Here is a 17,353-nt window from a genome sequence, read left to right on the forward strand (position 1 = left end):
AGTTTTTTATATAAAAAACTGGACATTTAGACTATACACTACCTCAATTAAGGCACAAAACTGAACATTAAAAATTTTTATTTATATAACACTTAAATAGGAATATACTATCTTAGGAGTTCAACTGAAAGTATAAGCCAAATGACATCTCAAACATCCGAAACACCTAAAACAGGAGAATGGAAATATATCCTTTTGAATGGTAAATCTAAACGATTGGAAGTTTTAAATCCAGAGTTCAACAAAGGTTCGCTTGAGTCTTTAGAGGAGATTAGACCATTCAAAAAAGATGAAGAAAATACTACTCCATCTGTAGAAATTGCAAATCGACTAATGAGAGAAGGCTACGTAGATTTCTTCAAAAAACCTTTCAAAAACTTACTTATTCTATCTGGTGCAGGCTCTTCTATTGACGTTGGCGGACCTTTAATGAGCCATCTTTGGACAAAAGTGGAAGAAAAGTATCGTATTAATGGCATTGATGGATTTAGCATCATAAGAAAAAGTGTTAACTTTTCTAGTCCACAACAAGACCTTGAAGCACTACTATCACAAATAGAGGGTTATAGTAAATTTGCTGGAGATATTAAAATCACCATTGATAGCAAAGTGTTCAATTTAAGCGAGATAAAGGATTCAATTTTTGAAATCATAAAGCACAATTGCACAATTGCAAAACCTACAGGAGTTTACCCACATAAGATTTTTTTAGAAAAGCTTCTTCAAAGAAAACAAACAAATCCCCGTGTAAAAGTTTTTACTCTTAACTATGATTTGTTATTTGAGTACGCAGCTACAGAAGTAAATGCAATAATTATTGATGGCTTTTCTTTTACCTTTCCGAGAACGTTTAGTGGACGACTTTTTGACTATGATATTGTTCAAAGAGAGGGCAGCAAATTACAAGAAGAAGATAATTTTATACAAAGAGTTTTTCATCTTCATAAATTACATGGCTCACTAAACTGGGAAAGAGAAATAGATGGAAGGATTTTAGTAAAAGATAATCCCAAGAAACCCTTAATGGTGTATCCCAGAGAAGCAAAATATGAGGATTCTTACGAGCAACCTTTCTTTGAGATGATGGCTAGATTTCAAAGAAGCTTGAGAATTAATAATGATACATTACTAATATCAATAGGATACAGCTTTAATGATAAACACATTAATGCAGCAATTGAAGAGGCATTAAATCAAAACCCAAGCTTTAGGCTTGCTGTAATAAACCCTCAATTTGATGACACTAGAACATCCGATGCATTAAAACAAATAAAACTCCTAGCTGAGCATTCTGAAAGGGTAATACTGATTTCAGAAAAATTTATAGACTTCGCAAACTTTTTCCCAGAAATACAGACCTATGATACTGAAACCTATAACGCCATAAGCCTGAAAAATGACAAATAGTAAAATAAACCCATTTAGGCATGAATACTTTTTAGGCTACATAAATCAAGTATTCCCACAGTTTGTAAAAATACATTTTCCATCATCTGTATTACTTAATGGATTTACTCATTTTGGAGAAGAATTTAATGGAGGATTAGTAGGTAGCTTTATCGTTATCGAAGGGGAAAAGTATGGATTTCTAGGTAGAATTACTGAACTATCATTACCAGAGTCAGAACGCCTCTCTCTGAATGAGCGAGCTTTTCAGACAAACGATTTTCACCCTACAGGAAGAATAGAAATTTTACTTTCGTTTGACTTATACAACCCTTTTAAAGTTAAAAAAGGGCTCACTTCTTATCCAAATATTGGAGCAAAGGTTTTTGTAAGTTCAGGAGAGCTAGTACAAGAGTACATGTCCCGTTTTGGAGTCAAAGATAGTGAGCAACCGAATTGCGTATCATTAGGGCACTTAGTTTCAAGTAAATCAACAGATGTTAAAGTAAATTTACAGTCAATATTTGGAAGACATTGTGCCGTTGTTGGAACTACAGGAGGAGGTAAAAGTTACACAACCAGCAAACTTATAGAATCTGTTATTGCGACAGGAAATAAAGCGATAATTATTGATGCTACAGGGGAGTATGAAGGGAAGTATGATGATAGTGTGTCTATTGATATCGGTGACGGAACGCATGTTTTTCACTATTCTCAATTAACAATAGACGACCTTTTTTACTTAATGAGACCTTCCTCTAAAACGCAAGTTCCTAAACTTATGGAAGCTATTCGTTCACTAAAAATTGTTTCTTTGAATAATGGACAAAGCTTAAATAAAGTATTAAGCTCAACAGAAACACTTACAACTAATATTCAAGATGGATTAGTAAAAAAAAGTGGGTCTGACAAACGTCCTTTTGAAGAATTCTATTATAAAAATACTTCTCAAATAGAGAGTGAAAACTCAAATTTTGATATTGAAAAATTACCATCACAAATTACTCATGAATGTGTATGGGATACTGCTAATGGTGCTCCCCACAAGTGGGGGAGTAAAAATGAAAATGATGTTTCTTATTGTGTGAGCCTTATCTCAAGGATTAACAATATAATTAGTACCTCTATTTACCAAAATATTTTTGGATTTAAAAAACAGCTTGATGCCAATGATATAACCAGCGTTATAAGTAGATTTATCAAAGGAGACAATAAGATTTTAAGGCTCAATTTCGGAAATATTCCATTTGATTTCCAAGTGAGAGAAATATTAGCAAATGCAATTGGAAAGTATCTATTAAACTTAGCAAGAAATAAAGAGTTCAAAGAAACTCCAATCGTTCTTTTTGTAGATGAGGCTCATCAGTTTTTGAATAAAACAATTAAGGATGAATATTTTGATGTTAAACCGTTAGACGCTTTTGACTCTATTGCTAAGGAATGTAGAAAACATGGCTTATTTCTTTGTATTGCTACCCAAATGCCAAGAGACATTCCCCATGGAACGTTAAGTCAGATGGGAACATTTGTTGTTCATAGGCTAATTAATCATAATGATAAGGAAGCTATAAATAACGCCTGTAGCTCAGCTAATAAGAATACATTAGATTTCTTACCAATTTTAGGTGAAGGCGAAGCAGTTTTAACAGGTGTTGATTTTCCAATGCCTATCATAATGAAGTTTTATGAGCCAATTAATAAACCTAACTCAAAAACACCAAGACTTAAATAAACATGACTCCAACAACCTTTTCAATTGAAGCTCTTACTGGGTCAAGATTAAGACGAGAGTATCTGTTTCGTTTTGAAATCTCCAAATGTAATACCTAACTGACACAAGTAGCGTGATTATATTCTTCGTGCGTTAATTCGCAAGGCAGGCAACAGCTATTCCTTTAATAATAGATATAATTAGAACCTAATATAGGTGTATTTGCTTCTCATAGAAAACAACATAGAATGTCCAGTTTTTTAATTAAAAAACTGGACATTCTATTACAATACTCACTCCTTTTTCTTTCATAGAAACATGATAAACACCGTAGCAAGTCTATGCCATGAGATTTGACATTCCAGTGAACTTAGGATATTAATGAACAATCCACATTTCTAATTATTAGAAGTACGGATAACAAACAGTGGTAAGGGAAAAAACAAAAGACTTTTTTCTTCATATTGGCAATGGGTTAATTCTTACTTTTGAATCCCACCTCTTCCGCCAATACTTGATTTACGGGTATTACCCAATCTTAATCAAGTCGATGAAAAAACATACTTTATCCTTACTATTGGTACATTGACCTAAACCCCAATTATTGGTTTTAGGGTAAGATTTAGGGTAAGATTTCAATTATCCATAACGTCTTACCCCAGTAGCCAAGCTACCAAGGAGTAAAAGATGTCTCTTTCAGACTTAGCCATTCGTCACGCCACCCCTAAACACAAACCATTCAAGCTATCCGACACAGAAGGATTATTCCTTGATGTCAGACCTACAGGAAAGAAAATATGGAGGCTCAAATACTATTTCCTTGGGAATGAACGGCTATATACCATTGGCAACTATCCAAGCATCAATTTAGTTAAAGCACGTGAAAAACGAGATGAATTAAAATCAATTCTTGCAGATGGCAAAAACCCTGCCGAGATAAAGGCAGAACAAAAGCGTTTAGTCATTTTCCACAATGCCCAGACATTTCAGGTTGTCGCTGAGGAATGGCATAACCGTAAGCTTGATACATGGACGCAAGCCTATGCTAAGACCATACTATTTAGATTACAAATGAATGTCTTTCCTTATTTTGGGGACAGACGTATATCGACAATAACAATCCAAGACATTATTCATTGCCTACATAAAATAGAAGACCGTAAAGCTTACGACCTAGCCAAACGTGTCTTACATATTATAGGTCAAGTATTGAGATATGCTGTAATCACTGGACGAGCAGAAAGAGATGTTACGCCAGACCTTCGTGGAGCTTTGAAAAGGCATAAATCTGGTCATTATGCCTGCATCTCTCCAGAAGAAATTCCAGATTTCTTAAAAGCATTAAACTCAAATAATGCTCGACTATATCGTCAAACTGTCCTTGCAATACGTTTACTAATGTTAACATTTGTAAGAACAAAAGAACTTATTGAAGCTACTTGGGATGAATTTGATTTTGACCGTAAAATCTGGACTATACCACCTGAAAGAATGAAGATGCGGCGACAACACGAAGTTCCTCTTTCTAGACAGGTTATTGAGATTTTGCAAGATTTAAAGAATATGTTCCCCACGAGGCAATACATTCTTCCAAGCATCATCAATGCAAAAAAGCCGATAAGCAATAATACTATTCTGAAAGCTCTTGAATCTATGGGCTATAAGGGTCGCATGACTGGTCATGGTTTTAGAGCCTTAGCTATGAGTACTATTAAAGAAAACTTTAATTACAGGCACGAAGTAATTGATAGACAGCTTGCTCACCTTCCTTCAAACAAGGTTGACCAAGCTTATGATAGAGCACAATTTATGCCTCAAAGAACACAAATGATGCAGGATTGGGCTGATTATGTTGATAAAATCGTTAAGGATTAACAATTACGAAAGGGATTGTACAAATTTCTTCCAAAAATCTATTTGTTATTATAATTTCAAAATAGTATTTTTGGTTAATAGGTGTAGAACTATTTACCAAATAGCTCAAACGATTTTCGTTTGAGCTTATTTTTTGTGGTTCTATCGCTATAAAAATAACATTAAATTTATAGTAGTTTATAAATGATATTCACCTTACACGTATAAAGCAGGATATAAAGAACCACAACTATACAGTTTGTGTTTTTATTTTGAACCAAAAAAACTAAAATATAAGTAACATGGCAAAAAATACTAAAAGCACATCTAGCTCTATAGCTAGTAAAGCATCTGAAATCCTTACAAATCCTAATTCTTCTGCTATTGCAAAAAGTTTAGCTGGCTCTGCTCTATCTCAAGCAAATACAGGAAATCAAACAGGTGCTAAAATGGAAAGTACTGCTTCTAAAGTTCTTCAAAGCGAAAAGTATAGTGAAATTACAAAAGAACTAGCAGCTTCTGTTCTTTCACAATCGAATAAAGACCGCTAATAGATTTTAGTAAAGGATGGATGCTTGAACTATGCCACTTTCCACCCGCTTATACCGTTGGTATCATGCTGGTGGAAAGTTCGGCACAAATAGTTATTTCGGTCGTGTAATCTTCTATTTTTAGCTATTCTATTATTGGACTACTGAACATTCGTTAGACTTATAAATTAATCACAGCCTCCAAAGCATCATCAGTCATCTTGGTCATAAAATTCGACTGATACTGCATCGTGGTTTTTATATCTGTATGCCTGTATAGCTTTTGAAGAACATTGGCTGGAATTCTATCTGCTGAGATTTGAGCAAATGAATGTCTGGCAATGTGCATGGTCAAAGGTTTTGTAATCCCTGCTTTTACTGCAATCTTTTTTAAATAGTCGTTACAAACCCGATTTCTTGTTTTGATATAATTTTGAACTTCGTTAGCTTTTGAAAGGTCTGGCAATTTGGCAAGGTCATGGAAAACTAAATCATGGGCATTTTCTCCTCTTGGGTACTGTTCCAAAATTCCTGTCACTTTATCAGGAACTCTCAAGGAACCTGTTTTTAGATTCTTGCCCATTGCGTAATACAAGCGTTCATTTTGAAAATCAGACCATTTAAGGCGTAGAACGTCAGAAATCCTCATTCCTGCAAAATAGAATGAAATCAGAAATAAATTTCTTGAATGATTTTCACCATCTGTCAATTCTAGGCTTTCCAGAGCCTTTATTTCATCAATAGTCAATCCAATTTTCATGGAATCAGGAAATTTGATAGAGATTTTTCCCTTGCCCTTACCGAAAGGATAGTATTTTTCTTCAACTAAACCAGAAGCAATTGCTCTATTAAAAATAGTCCTTATCACTACAAAGTGATTAACGACTGTTCTTTCAGTAATCTTTCTTGTACCGATAAGATAAGCTCTGAACTTTTGTAAAAGCCCAGGATTTATTTCAGCAAAGTTTATATCTGAACCGCCAAGAAATCTTCGAAAACCATTGATACGGGGTAAATCAGTACACTTTTGATTAAACCGTCCTGTTTTATCTAACTCTTCAATATACACTTTTGCTTGAGAAAAAAATGAAATACCTTCTTTGGGTTTTATATGGCTACGAACGGCTTTTGAAGATACATCCTTATTATGAGCAGCCATATTTAGCATCTTATCATTTGCTTCTGCTTTTTTGCTAAGGATAAAATTATTTAACTGTGCTGAATTCGGATGAGACTTTTTTATTTTTTGTGCAACGGCATCCCAATCCGCTTTACGAACACTAAACCCTAAATAAATATACGAAGACTTTCTATCAATGGTAACACGCATCGCAAGCGGAAAAGTACCATCTGAATTTTGTTTGCTACGAAGAACAATTTTAAGTGAAGATGCCATATTTGTAATGGATTTAGTCTCTACAAAATCTTTCAGTACAAATATAAAGAAATATTTGGTACAACATAGGTACAACAAATAGCGGTTTTTCTTGATTTTACCTGATTTTATAAAAATCATAACTATTTGATTATCAGCACATTTAAAAACAAATAACACCATATTAAACCAAATATTTATGGACTTAAAATCCTGTGAACGCAAGTTCGTACGGGTTCGATTCCCGTCCCCGGTACATTAAAAAATAAACTCTTTAAATTAGCATTTTGCTTGATTTGAAGAGTTTATTTTTTTTGTCCATACTTCTCTTATTTTTCATTACACCTTCTTCTGTATCATCTCAAATGATGATATTTGTACCTTAGATTTCTTTCAGTAAATCATTCAACATGAATACTTCGTTTGGTTTGAAATACTAAACTCCATGATTTCGTTTATTTCTTGAAGCTAACTCCTACAATAATGACTATAAAACGCTTTTATTTAACTTTTGGAATAATCCTATTTTACTTGTCTTCTCAAGCGCAAGGACTTAAACTTTCTGAGAAACCTGAGGAATTTTTAGCGGATGTAAAAAACATCTTAGCGGCTTCTGGAAACCCACAAGCAAATGCAATTGCTCAAAATTTTGACCAGAACTGGAATGCTGGTAAAATCGCTGAAACACAGAAAGCATCTCTGGCAAAAGTTGCTAGTTTTATGCTCAAAAAAGGCTATAAATCGCCACAATTCATTCCTTTTTTTGATGCAATTAATCTTGGATTGAACAGCGGAGTACTTACTCAGTCTAGTTTTGATAATTATTTAAGTACACTTCAAAAATCAGTAGAAACTGGGGATGTAAAAACCACAACCAGATTCATTGATCTTTGTAGGCTATTTTTCAAAAACAATAGTCTTTACTTCACAAATTTCAACCGATTATATGCTTTTAATGGTGCTGTAAATTTTAAATTCAACGAACAGAAAACAGAAATTTTTAAACCTGAAAAAACAAATACTCCAGCTAGTACAACAGAAACGCCCAAAAAAGCTGCTTGGGACGAATGGGATGCTCCACTTCCATCAAACAATAACACTGCTACAGCACCGCAAGCTGAAGAACCAATCGTTCAATTTCTAAATGCTGGTCCAAGCATAGAATTCAATAATATTAATTTAGCAATCGTTACTGCCAACGATTCTGCGATTGTTCAAAACACAAAGGCTTTTTTGGATATTAAAGATGGAAATTTGATTGGAAATGGAGGAAAGTTTTCTTGGGAAACAGTTGGAGTGCCTGAAATCTTTGTCAATTTAGACAATTACAGCATGGCAATTAGAAACCCAAAACTTTTAGCAGATGTTGCCACGCTTAATTATCCTCAAAAATTGTCGAATCCTATAAAAGGTATTTTTGAGTTTCAGAGTAGAAAAAGAGTAAAGAATAGTTTGGCTATTTTTCCAAGATTTATGTCATTGCAAAATGATGTTACTTTAAAAAACAGCTCAGACATCGACTATACTGGCGGTTTCACCATCGTTGGCACTAAAATATCAAGTGCTTCGGTTCAGTCTAAATATGCTACAATTTTAGTCAAAAAGGATGGAAAAACGGCTTTCAAAGTAATTAGTAAACGTTTTGACATTAGCGATTCATTGATTACTTCTCCTTCTGCTATTTTTACAGGTTATTTTGCTAGTCAAGATTCCCTCTATCATCCGTCCGTAAAACTGAATTATAACCGTCAATTAGAATATTTACGTCTCAACAAAGTAGATGATGGCGGTTTTAGAGAATCATCTTATTCGGATAGCTATCATAAATTAGATATTACTTCAGACGTAATGCGTTGGAATCTGAAAGATAAAAAAATGGATTTCATGATTGTTACTGCCAAGAACATCGTTCCAGCTTTATTCGAATCTTTCGATTACTTCAATCCAGAACGTTTTGCGAAAATTTCTGCTAATTACAGTTTCAATCCTTTATTGGTTGTTTCTAATTTCACAAAAAAGAATAATCTTCAATCAACCACAGTCAGTGAGCTTGCTCGTGCATACCAAAAAGATGCGAGTGCCTTAAAATCTGTCTTTTTAGAAATGATGCAAAAGGGTTACTTCGACTATGACCCAGATGTTGAAAGGTTAAAAATTTCAAGAAAAGGCTTACATTATTTGGCTGTTTATGGAGCTAAAAAAGATTATGACAATTTCTTGATTCCTTCTTTTTATGCTTCTAGTGCTAAAGATTCTACCGCCAATGCTTCTTTAGATTTGAATAACAATCAGTTAATCATTAGAGGCGTTAAGCAATTTTATCTTTCTGATTCGCTTAATGTTTACATGGCGCCTTACGATAACATTATCAAGGTAAATAAAGATCGAAATTTTGGAATCAGTGGCGAGCTTAAAACAGGAAATTTCAGATTCAGAGGAAGAGATTTGTCTTTTAACTACAATGAATTCAGTGTTAAACTAGACAAGATTGATTCTATTACTTTTATTCCACAAAAAGAATTGGCTAAAAAAGGTCGTACTGAAATTGGTGGAGACTTGAAATATGAAGCTGGTGTAATTTATATTAATAAACCTGATAATAAATCTGGACGCCAAAGAATGTTGAATTATCCTCGTTTGGTTGTTCCGACTGGTGTTACTGCTTACTTCGACCATCCTTGGCGATTGGATGGTATTTATAACAAAAAGATTTACTTCAAAGTACCAAGTATCGACTTTGATAGCTTGAATGTGAAAGACATTAATTTCTTCGGTACTTTTTACTCTGATGGCATTTTCCCTCCTTTCAAGGAAACATTGATTTCAATGCCCGACAATACTCTAGGCTTTAGCCATAAAGTGCCCGAAGGAAAGTACAATTTATACAACAGCAAGACTTTTGTAAAGTTTACGTCAAATTTATTGATGGATAGCAAAGGTTTGCATACCGAAGGAGAAATCAATCACCTGACGGCACAAATTAAGGCAAAAGAAGCCTTATTTACTGCCGATTCAGTGACAGCCAATGGAACAACGGGTATTATCAACGAAGGAGAAGTTGGCAAAGCTTATTTTACCAAAGTTGCTATCAATAATTTTAAATTGAAATGGCAACCAAAAGTTGATAGTATGTTGATTGAAACTCAGAAAAATACTTTTGATTTTTATGCTGGAAGTTCAAAACTAGAAGGAAAACTTTTGGTTCGACAAACAGGTTTATTTGGTTTTGGAAAAGTAAAAAGACAAGACTCTGAAATTAGCTCGAATAATTTCAAATTTGGCAAAGGTGTTTTCACGGCTGAATTAGCTGATTTATTTGTTGGTAACACAATGAGTGCCGCAAAACCTGCTTTACTTGGGAAGAAAATGAATATCAATTTCAATATTCAAACGGGTTTGGTAAATATCAAAACACCGACGAATTTGAAATTAGAGGATTCTACCAGTTTATATTTTCCATACACGGCTTATCAAACTTCCATCAACAGCGCTGAATGGGACATCAATAAAAAATTAATCACGATGAAAGGTGATGTAAAAACTACTACTTTTTCATCAATGGAACCAAGCCAAGAAGGACTTTCTTTCAGCGGTTCTGAAGCTTTGTATAATATCGAAAAACAATCTTTGAATATCAACGGTGTCCCTTTTATTAGAACGGCTGATGCAAAAATCTTTCCTGACAAAGGAGCAGTTTTTGTAAGTAAAGATGCTGAGATGAAAGATTTTCATCAAGCTAAAATCATCCTTGATACGGTGAATACTTATCATCGTTTGGTTAATGGAAATATTAAAATTCTATCAAAATCAAAGTTTGAAGGTGATGCTATTTATCGTTATGTAAATACAATTGGCGATACGTTAAATATCAAAATGGGAAGTTTCGATTTTAAAGAAACATTTCTTGATAATCGTAAAAAAACAAAAGGATACATTACGACTGCTAAAGCAAGTATTGAACAAAACAGTAAATTTTTCCTAACGCCTAAGTTATTGTTCCGTGGAGAAATTAGTATGGTTTCAACTGACAAGAATCTTACGTTAAATGGTTTTATTCGTCCAGATACAAAAAATAAAAGATATGATTCTAATTGGATTGCTTACAAAGGAAGTAGCCGTGATAGTGTAAGTATCGACGTTCAACCTACTTTGATGGGTGAAACAAATACGCCATTATTTGCTGGTCTTCATTTTAGAACTGCTTCTAGTGGTTTGTACACCACTTTTTTATCGAATAAAGAAGATGCAAAAGACGAAGACATTTTTGTAGCAAAAGGGGCTTTCAGAGATATTACGAAAACTTCTCGTTTTGAAATTGGGGCTGACGACAAAACGCAATCTTACGAAGCCAATCGTTATGTTTTTGATGATGCCAAAAAGACTTTAAAATTAGAAGGAGCTTTCAATTTCTTTAATCCAAATACTTTATTGCAAACATCTGGTTTTGCAGAAATGCGAATAGATAGCGGGAAACACAAGTTCGACCAAATGTTAGTCCTAAATTTCCCAATGCCTACAGAAGTATTGAAAGCAATGGCTGATAAAATTGTTAAGGTAAATTTAGATTCACGTGATAATACGAGTGCTGATGAACCGGAAGACAAGGAGAATTTATTATCTAAAATTGCGAATATCATTGGTGGAAAAACGGTAGCACCATTTGAAAGACGTTTGAAAAATGAACACGTACCGCTCTTTTCAATTTCTTCAAAATTCAATACGACGATGGTGATTTCTAAAGCCAATTTGCGGTATTCAGAACAGCAATCTGCTTTTTATACCGTTGGAAAAATTGCCATTGCCAATATTGGCGGAACCGACATCAATGCTGAAATTGAAGGAATGTTAGAAATCAAGAAGACAAATGAAGGCGATGAATTCTATTTGTATCTCGAACCTTCAGAAGATGTTTGGTACTTTATGGGCTATTTGAAAAACGAAATGGGTGTAATTTCTTCAGATGGGGAATTCAACAATGCGGTTGCGGCAAAATCTAAAGGTGTTAAAAAAGGCAGTGGCAAAAATGCTTATGCTTTTCTTGGAGTAGGTGCCGAAGAGAAAATCGCTTTTACCGAAAGATTTGTAGATAATTACAGAACCAGAGTTGAAAAAGGCAAAAAAGTAGTCAACAAAAAAGAGGAAAAACCAAAAGTAGAAAAGAAGAAAGAAGAAGTGAAAGAAGGTTTTTAAACATACAAAAGCCCAACAAAATAAATTTTGTTGGGCTTTATCAATTTCGTCAGTGTGTTAGAAAATGCTAAGCTGATAGTCCTATCATTTTTCTACGAATTCTATTAAAACATTTCTCAATTACTTGCTTGTAGGTTTTACCAAATTTATCATAACACCATACTTGCAATTCTTTTACTTCATCAGATAATAAGGTCTTGATTGCTTTTTTTAATTCTTTCTCGAATAACTTTGCATCAAAACTAACTTTTTCCAATATAACTTTGACATAGTTTAAGGTAACCATAGCTTTTAAAGGATTTAATAAAGTAACAATATAAATCTCCAACCAAATTTATAATACAAATACCTGTAAATCAAGCATTTTACATAAAATAATTAATTGTTATTTTATATTATTCAGTATTAATTTTTTGAACGTTTATTTTGACAACGGTGAAACAAAAAAAATATTATATAATTATTTCAATATTTTTTTATTTTTTAATAAGCTTTTATTCAAAGGCTCAAGACAGTGATGTATCGCTAATTTTAGGCGATAAGAGTATTTCTATGAATGAACCCTTCGTGGTGACTGTGGTTGTAAAATACATTGGCGAAGCCCAAGTACCTACTTGTAAGTTTCCTGATTTACCGAATTTCACTAAAAAAGGCTTCTCTCGTTCTACCACACATTCGTATGTAAATGGACAAACAGTTTCAACTTGTAACATCACACAAAACTATTCTCCGCTAAAAATCGGAACTTTCAAAATTCCTTCTTTCAAAGTAAATGTGAATGAACTCAATTTAAAATCAGAAGGATTTAGCGTGAAAGTAAGTAAAGTAATTTCAGATAAAACCAGTACTGAGAAAAAAGACATCGTTGATTCGAATGAAGATTTTACGGATTTTATAGAAGGAAATCAAGCCGAAATAATTAGCTCTAAAAACGATGCTTTCCTAAGTTTGAGCACCAATAAATTCACTCCTTTTACTGGTGAAGGTTTTACGGTTACACTAGCATTTTATGTTGCAGAGAATAATCCAACAGAATTTGAATCTTACCAAAATGAAGTTCAAATTCCAGAAATCACCAAAAAACTGAAACCTGAAAACTGCTGGGAAGAGAGTTTTGGTTTAACAGAAATGCAACAAGGACAATTAGTTCTGAATGGCAAATCTTACACTCAGTACAAATATTATCAAGCTACTTTTTACCCATTAAATAACAAGCCTATCGTTTTTCCTTCGGTCAGTTTAAAACTGATAAAATATACCCTTGGAAAAAATGGTGAAAAAATACCTGAGTTTACTACTTTTAAAACCAAGTCGTTTATCATCAAAACAAAGGATTTACCGAGCCATCCTTTAAAGCAAGAAGTATCCGTTGGAGATTTTTCATTGAAAGAGGTAATCAATAAAAACAGCATCAATACTGGTAAATCGGTTCAATATCGCATTCAAATTACGGGCGATGGATACAACATTAAGCTACCAGAAATGAAAAATGATAGCCTTTTTGACTTTTTTCCTCCTGAAGTAAATTCAAGTTCATATCCAGAAAATGGAAAAGTTGTTAGTACAAAAATCTTTACTTTTCTAATTATTCCGAAACAGGCTGGTAACTTTGCACTCGGGAAGTATTTTAAATGGGTATTTTTCAATACAAAAACTGATAAATACGATACTTTACAATCAAAACTCCAACTAAAAGTAAGTGGAGCAACCATCAAAACTGCTGATACTCCTTTAACGGTAATTTCAGTTTATGATGGTTTGAAAGAAAAAGATTCGTCAGAAATTCCCAATGATTTCAGTAAATTTTTGAAAGATGAAGCCAATATTCTGATTTCAATTATGCTGATAGGAATGGTTTATATTTTATTATCCAATAAAAAACGAAAATAAGTAAGCGCAATCAAAAGAATGAAATAACAATTTTTGTTATTTCTCATACAACTCAAATGAGCAGTACATACGGTAAATTATTCAAGATTAGTACATTTGGCGAGTCGCATGGCACAGCAGTTGGTGTAATTGTTGACGGCTGTCCGGCTGGCATTGACTTCGATTCATCTTTTATTCAAAGCGAATTAGATCGTCGCAAACCTGGGCAATCCAGAATTACCACACAACGCCGTGAAGCCGATGAATTTCAAGTACTTTCTGGAATTTTTGAAGGAAAAACAACTGGTACACCAATCGCTATGATGGTTTTGAATGGCGACCAACGTTCAAAGGATTATTCACATATTGCCCAACAGTTTCGTCCTTCGCATGCTGATTATACTTACACAGCAAAATATGGCAATCGTGACTATCGTGGTGGTGGACGTAGCTCTGCTCGTGAAACAGTAGCTAGAGTAGCGGCTGGTGCATTGGCAAAATTGATATTAAAGCAAATTGGTGTCGATATTAAATCTTATGTTTCGCAAGTTGGTAAATTAAAATTATCAACGCCCTATCAACAATTAGATTTGAATCTTGCCGAAGAAAATGCCGTTCGTTGCCCAGACCCAGCAGTAGCACAACAAATGTATGATTTGATTGATGAAACTCGTAAAAAAGGAGATTCAATCGGAGGCGTTGTTAATTGTGTAATTACTGGTACACCAGTTGGTTTAGGCGAACCCGTTTTCGATAAACTTCATGCCGAATTAGGAAAAGCAATGCTAAGTATCAATGCAGTAAAAGGTTTTGAATATGGAAGTGGCTTTGAAGGCGTTGAGATGTACGGTTCAGAACACAATGATGAAATGTTTTTGGATGAACACAATCGTGTAAAAACAAAAACCAATCATTCAGGTGGCGTACAAGGTGGAATTTCTAATGGTGAAGACATTTACTTTAGAGTTGCCTTTAAACCTGTAGCGACCATCATGCAAGACCAAGACAGCGTAGATGCTGAAGGAAATGCTGTTGTGGTTTCAGGAAAAGGACGCCACGACCCATGCGTTGTACCACGTGCAGTACCGATTGTGGAAGCTATGGCAGCCTTAGTATTAGTGGATTTTTATTTAAGAAACCGTGCAACTAGCAAAGTTGCTCAAGAAATTTCTTCTGATTTACCTTGGTAAAATATGTTTTTTTCTGACGAATACTTTATGCAAATTGCCCTTCAGCAGGCCGCAATTGCCTTTGATGAAGGAGAAATTCCAGTAGGAGCAGTTATCGTATGTCAGAATCAAATTATCGCTAAAGCATATAATCAAACTGAAAAACTCAATGATGTTACAGCACATGCTGAAATGTTAGCGATTACTTCGGCGGCTCAAACTTTGGGTTCAAAGTATTTAAAAGATTGTACTTTGTATGTTACTTTAGAACCTTGTGTAATGTGTGGCGGTGCAATTTTTTGGTCGCAATTAAATAGAATTGTTTGGGGAGCATCGGATGAAAAAAGAGGTTTCAAAAGAGTAAATCCATCTATCATTCATCCCAAATCAATGGTTACATTTGGCGTTTTACAAGATGATTGTGAACAAATATTGAAGAGTTTTTTTAGTCAATTAAGAACTTAATTATCATTTTGATAGTTTTTGAAACAACATGAGTAGAGAAAGTTCTCGAACTCCTTAACTATATAATTAATAATAACTCCTTATAAAAATGGCATTCGTATTAGACCCTTTACCTTATGCAAATGATGCTTTAGAGCCTCACTTTGATGCGTTGACGATGGAAATTCACCATGACCGTCATCACAATACTTACGTTACTAACCTTAATGCTGCTGTGGCAGGTACTGAATTAGAAGGCAAATCTCTTGAAGAATTGGTTTCTGAAGTAAGTAAATACTCTCCAGCAATTCGTAACAATGGTGGAGGACACTGGAATCATACATTCTTCTGGAATATTCTTTCTCCAAACGGTGGCGGAGCTCCAGTAGGTACTTTAGCAGAAGCTATCACTGCTAAATTCGGTTCATTTGAAGCATTCAAAGACGAATTCAAGAAAGCTGGTTTAACAAGATTCGGTTCAGGTTGGGCTTGGTTAGTTGTTACTGCCGACGGTTCAATTGCTGTTTCTTCAACACCAAATCAAGATAATCCATTAATGGATATTGCTGATGTAAAAGGTACTCCTATCATCGGTATTGATGTTTGGGAACACGCATATTATTTGAAATTCCAAAACAAACGTCCTGATTATATCGATTCATTCTGGAACTTGGTAGATTGGGCAGGTGCTGAAAGCCGTTTCCAAGCAGCTAAAGCTTAATAAGTTATAAAATAATAGCAATTTTTTCGTGATATTTTCATTGAAAAAATTGCTATTTTAAAATTGACTCCCTACCTTTGCAGTCCATTACAACACGGAGGTTGTAGCTCAGTTGGTTAGAGCATCGGTTTGTGGTTCCGAGGGTCGTGGGTTCGAGCCCCATCTTCCTCCCAAGGTCTTGTCAATATGACAAGACCTTTTTTATTGCCTAATCTCACAACAAACCATGAATTACATTCAGCTTAAAGCATTAATCACGACACGTTATCGGAAAACTACTTTTACGATACTTTCATTGATGTATATTGTTGGATTTATCGGTTTAAAAGTCCCTTTAACTCAAGAATATTTTAAAGTATTATCTCCTTTTAACCTTTGGACTTCATTAATTCTATTACTTCTTTTTCATCAAGATTTTCAACCTAAGTTTATTCTATTTGCTGTTATTACTTTTCTAGTTGGTTTTTTTATAGAAGTAATTGGCGTGCATACGGGCATTATTTTTGGCGAATATCAGTATGGACAAACGCTTGGTATCAAACTCTTTGAAGTCCCCATTGTCATTGGCGCAAATTGGCTTATTTTGGTTTATTGTTCTGGAGTTATTGTTGAACTCTTCTTTCAAAATCTAAAATCAAGTATTTCAGGGAAAATCATTTTATCAATTATTGCAGCCTGTTTGATGGTTGGCTTAGATTTGTTGATTGAGCCCGTAGCAATTCGTTTAGATTTTTGGCAATGGTCATTCAACAAAATCCCAGTACAAAACTACCTTGGTTGGCTGGTTGTTTCTTTGGTTTTACAATTCTATTTTATCAATAGTAAATTCCTAAAAAACAACTTATTAGCACCACTTTTATTTTGTTTACAATTATTGTTTTTTCTTCTCCATACACTTCTCCCAGCTTAGGCTACTTGAATATTATTGTATAATTTTGTAAACTTTTCTTTAAACAAGATGTTTATTCTTTATCCCTAAGTGTACAAATATTTACACATGGCAATTCGATTGCGTTACATCATTTTATTCAATTGAAAACTTTAGTAAAAGTGATTTTATAAAACTCAATATTTTAATATCAGAGTTGAACAAATCTTTGATTT

The 17,353-nt window shown here is 34.0% G+C and carries 12 protein-coding genes and 1 tRNA gene; 11 read left to right on the forward strand and 2 right to left on the reverse strand.

Features of this window, described 5'->3' with window-relative positions; translation table 11 throughout:
* Positions 1-141: 141 nt before the first annotated feature.
* The 4 genes from ABID42_RS02820 (at position 142) to ABID42_RS02835 (ending at position 5,502) form a co-directional block, all read left to right on the forward strand.
* On the forward strand, positions 142-1,407 hold the full coding sequence (locus ABID42_RS02820; protein ID WP_367282349.1) for an SIR2 family protein: 1,266 nt from the start codon (positions 142-144) through the stop codon (positions 1,405-1,407).
* On the forward strand, positions 1,397-3,118 hold the full coding sequence (locus ABID42_RS02825) for an ATP-binding protein (RefSeq protein WP_367282350.1): 1,722 nt from the start codon (positions 1,397-1,399) through the stop codon (positions 3,116-3,118). The genes ABID42_RS02820 and ABID42_RS02825 overlap by 11 nt, the downstream gene beginning before the upstream one ends.
* A 666-nt stretch (positions 3,119-3,784) precedes the next feature.
* On the forward strand, positions 3,785-4,972 hold the full coding sequence (locus tag ABID42_RS02830) for a tyrosine-type recombinase/integrase (protein ID WP_367282351.1): 1,188 nt from the start codon (positions 3,785-3,787) through the stop codon (positions 4,970-4,972).
* Positions 4,973-5,253: 281 nt separating this feature from the next.
* Positions 5,254-5,502: a hypothetical protein gene (locus ABID42_RS02835; RefSeq protein WP_367282352.1), complete on the forward strand. Its 249-nt coding sequence runs from the start codon at positions 5,254-5,256 to the stop codon at positions 5,500-5,502.
* Between the two features lie 160 nt (positions 5,503-5,662).
* Here the strand turns inward: ABID42_RS02835 and ABID42_RS02840 are convergent, their stop codons facing one another.
* Positions 5,663-6,877, reverse strand: a complete 1,215-nt coding sequence (locus ABID42_RS02840; protein ID WP_367282353.1) for a phage integrase SAM-like domain-containing protein — start codon at positions 6,875-6,877, stop codon at positions 5,663-5,665.
* A gap of 462 nt (positions 6,878-7,339) precedes the next feature.
* Here ABID42_RS02840 and ABID42_RS02845 point away from each other — a divergent pair, with 462 nt between their 5' ends.
* On the forward strand, positions 7,340-12,046 hold the full coding sequence (locus ABID42_RS02845) for a hypothetical protein (protein ID WP_367282354.1): 4,707 nt from the start codon (positions 7,340-7,342) through the stop codon (positions 12,044-12,046).
* A gap of 67 nt (positions 12,047-12,113) precedes the next feature.
* Here ABID42_RS02845 and ABID42_RS02850 read toward each other — a convergent pair whose 3' ends face one another.
* On the reverse strand, positions 12,114-12,302 hold the full coding sequence (locus ABID42_RS02850) for a hypothetical protein (protein ID WP_435521466.1): 189 nt from the start codon (positions 12,300-12,302) through the stop codon (positions 12,114-12,116).
* A gap of 296 nt (positions 12,303-12,598) precedes the next feature.
* Between ABID42_RS02850 and ABID42_RS02855 the strand changes: the two genes are divergently transcribed.
* The 6 genes from ABID42_RS02855 to ABID42_RS02880 all read left to right on the forward strand — a co-directional run bounded on the left by ABID42_RS02855 (position 12,599) and on the right by ABID42_RS02880 (position 17,159).
* Positions 12,599-13,936 carry a BatD family protein gene (locus ABID42_RS02855; protein WP_367282355.1) on the forward strand — a complete coding sequence of 446 codons (1,338 nt, stop codon included), beginning with the start codon at positions 12,599-12,601 and terminating at the stop codon, positions 13,934-13,936.
* Positions 13,937-13,992: 56 nt separating this feature from the next.
* Complete coding sequence (gene aroC / locus ABID42_RS02860) at positions 13,993-15,105, forward strand: chorismate synthase (protein WP_323257548.1); 1,113 nt, start codon at positions 13,993-13,995, stop codon at positions 15,103-15,105.
* A gap of 3 nt (positions 15,106-15,108) precedes the next feature.
* Positions 15,109-15,549, forward strand: a complete 441-nt coding sequence (locus ABID42_RS02865; protein ID WP_323257550.1) for a nucleoside deaminase — start codon at positions 15,109-15,111, stop codon at positions 15,547-15,549.
* Positions 15,550-15,637: 88 nt separating this feature from the next.
* Positions 15,638-16,249, forward strand: coding sequence for a superoxide dismutase (locus ABID42_RS02870; RefSeq protein ID WP_323257552.1), 612 nt, complete (start codon positions 15,638-15,640; stop codon positions 16,247-16,249).
* Between the two features lie 96 nt (positions 16,250-16,345).
* A tRNA-His gene (locus ABID42_RS02875) sits at positions 16,346-16,421 on the forward strand.
* Between the two features lie 54 nt (positions 16,422-16,475).
* Positions 16,476-17,159 (forward strand): carotenoid biosynthesis protein, encoded by a 684-nt coding sequence (locus tag ABID42_RS02880; RefSeq protein ID WP_367282356.1) that lies wholly within the window; start codon positions 16,476-16,478, stop codon positions 17,157-17,159.
* Positions 17,160-17,353: the final 194 nt, after the last annotated feature.

The sequence above is a fragment of the Arcicella rosea genome (genome assembly GCF_040543805.1).
Classification (GTDB): Bacteria; Bacteroidota; Bacteroidia; order Cytophagales; family Spirosomataceae; genus Arcicella; species Arcicella rosea.

Bases quoted from the DNA above. Each gene is read 5' to 3' on its own strand.
- ABID42_RS02835 (WP_367282352.1), top strand. From the start codon at position 5,254: ATGGCAAAAAATACTAAAAGCACATCTAGCTCTATAGCTAGTAAAGCA.
- ABID42_RS02870 (WP_323257552.1), top strand. From the start codon at position 15,638: ATGGCATTCGTATTAGACCCTTTACCTTATGCAAATGATGCTTTAGAG.
- ABID42_RS02880 (WP_367282356.1), top strand. From the start codon at position 16,476: ATGAATTACATTCAGCTTAAAGCATTAATCACGACACGTTATCGGAAA.
- ABID42_RS02825 (WP_367282350.1), top strand. From the start codon at position 1,397: ATGACAAATAGTAAAATAAACCCATTTAGGCATGAATACTTTTTAGGC.
- ABID42_RS02845 (WP_367282354.1), top strand. From the start codon at position 7,340: ATGACTATAAAACGCTTTTATTTAACTTTTGGAATAATCCTATTTTAC.
- ABID42_RS02840 (WP_367282353.1), bottom strand. From the start codon at position 6,877: ATGGCATCTTCACTTAAAATTGTTCTTCGTAGCAAACAAAATTCAGAT.
- ABID42_RS02855 (WP_367282355.1), top strand. From the start codon at position 12,599: ATGAATGAACCCTTCGTGGTGACTGTGGTTGTAAAATACATTGGCGAA.
- ABID42_RS02820 (WP_367282349.1), top strand. From the start codon at position 142: ATGACATCTCAAACATCCGAAACACCTAAAACAGGAGAATGGAAATAT.
- ABID42_RS02865 (WP_323257550.1), top strand. From the start codon at position 15,109: ATGTTTTTTTCTGACGAATACTTTATGCAAATTGCCCTTCAGCAGGCC.
- aroC (WP_323257548.1), top strand. From the start codon at position 13,993: ATGAGCAGTACATACGGTAAATTATTCAAGATTAGTACATTTGGCGAG.
- ABID42_RS02830 (WP_367282351.1), top strand. From the start codon at position 3,785: ATGTCTCTTTCAGACTTAGCCATTCGTCACGCCACCCCTAAACACAAA.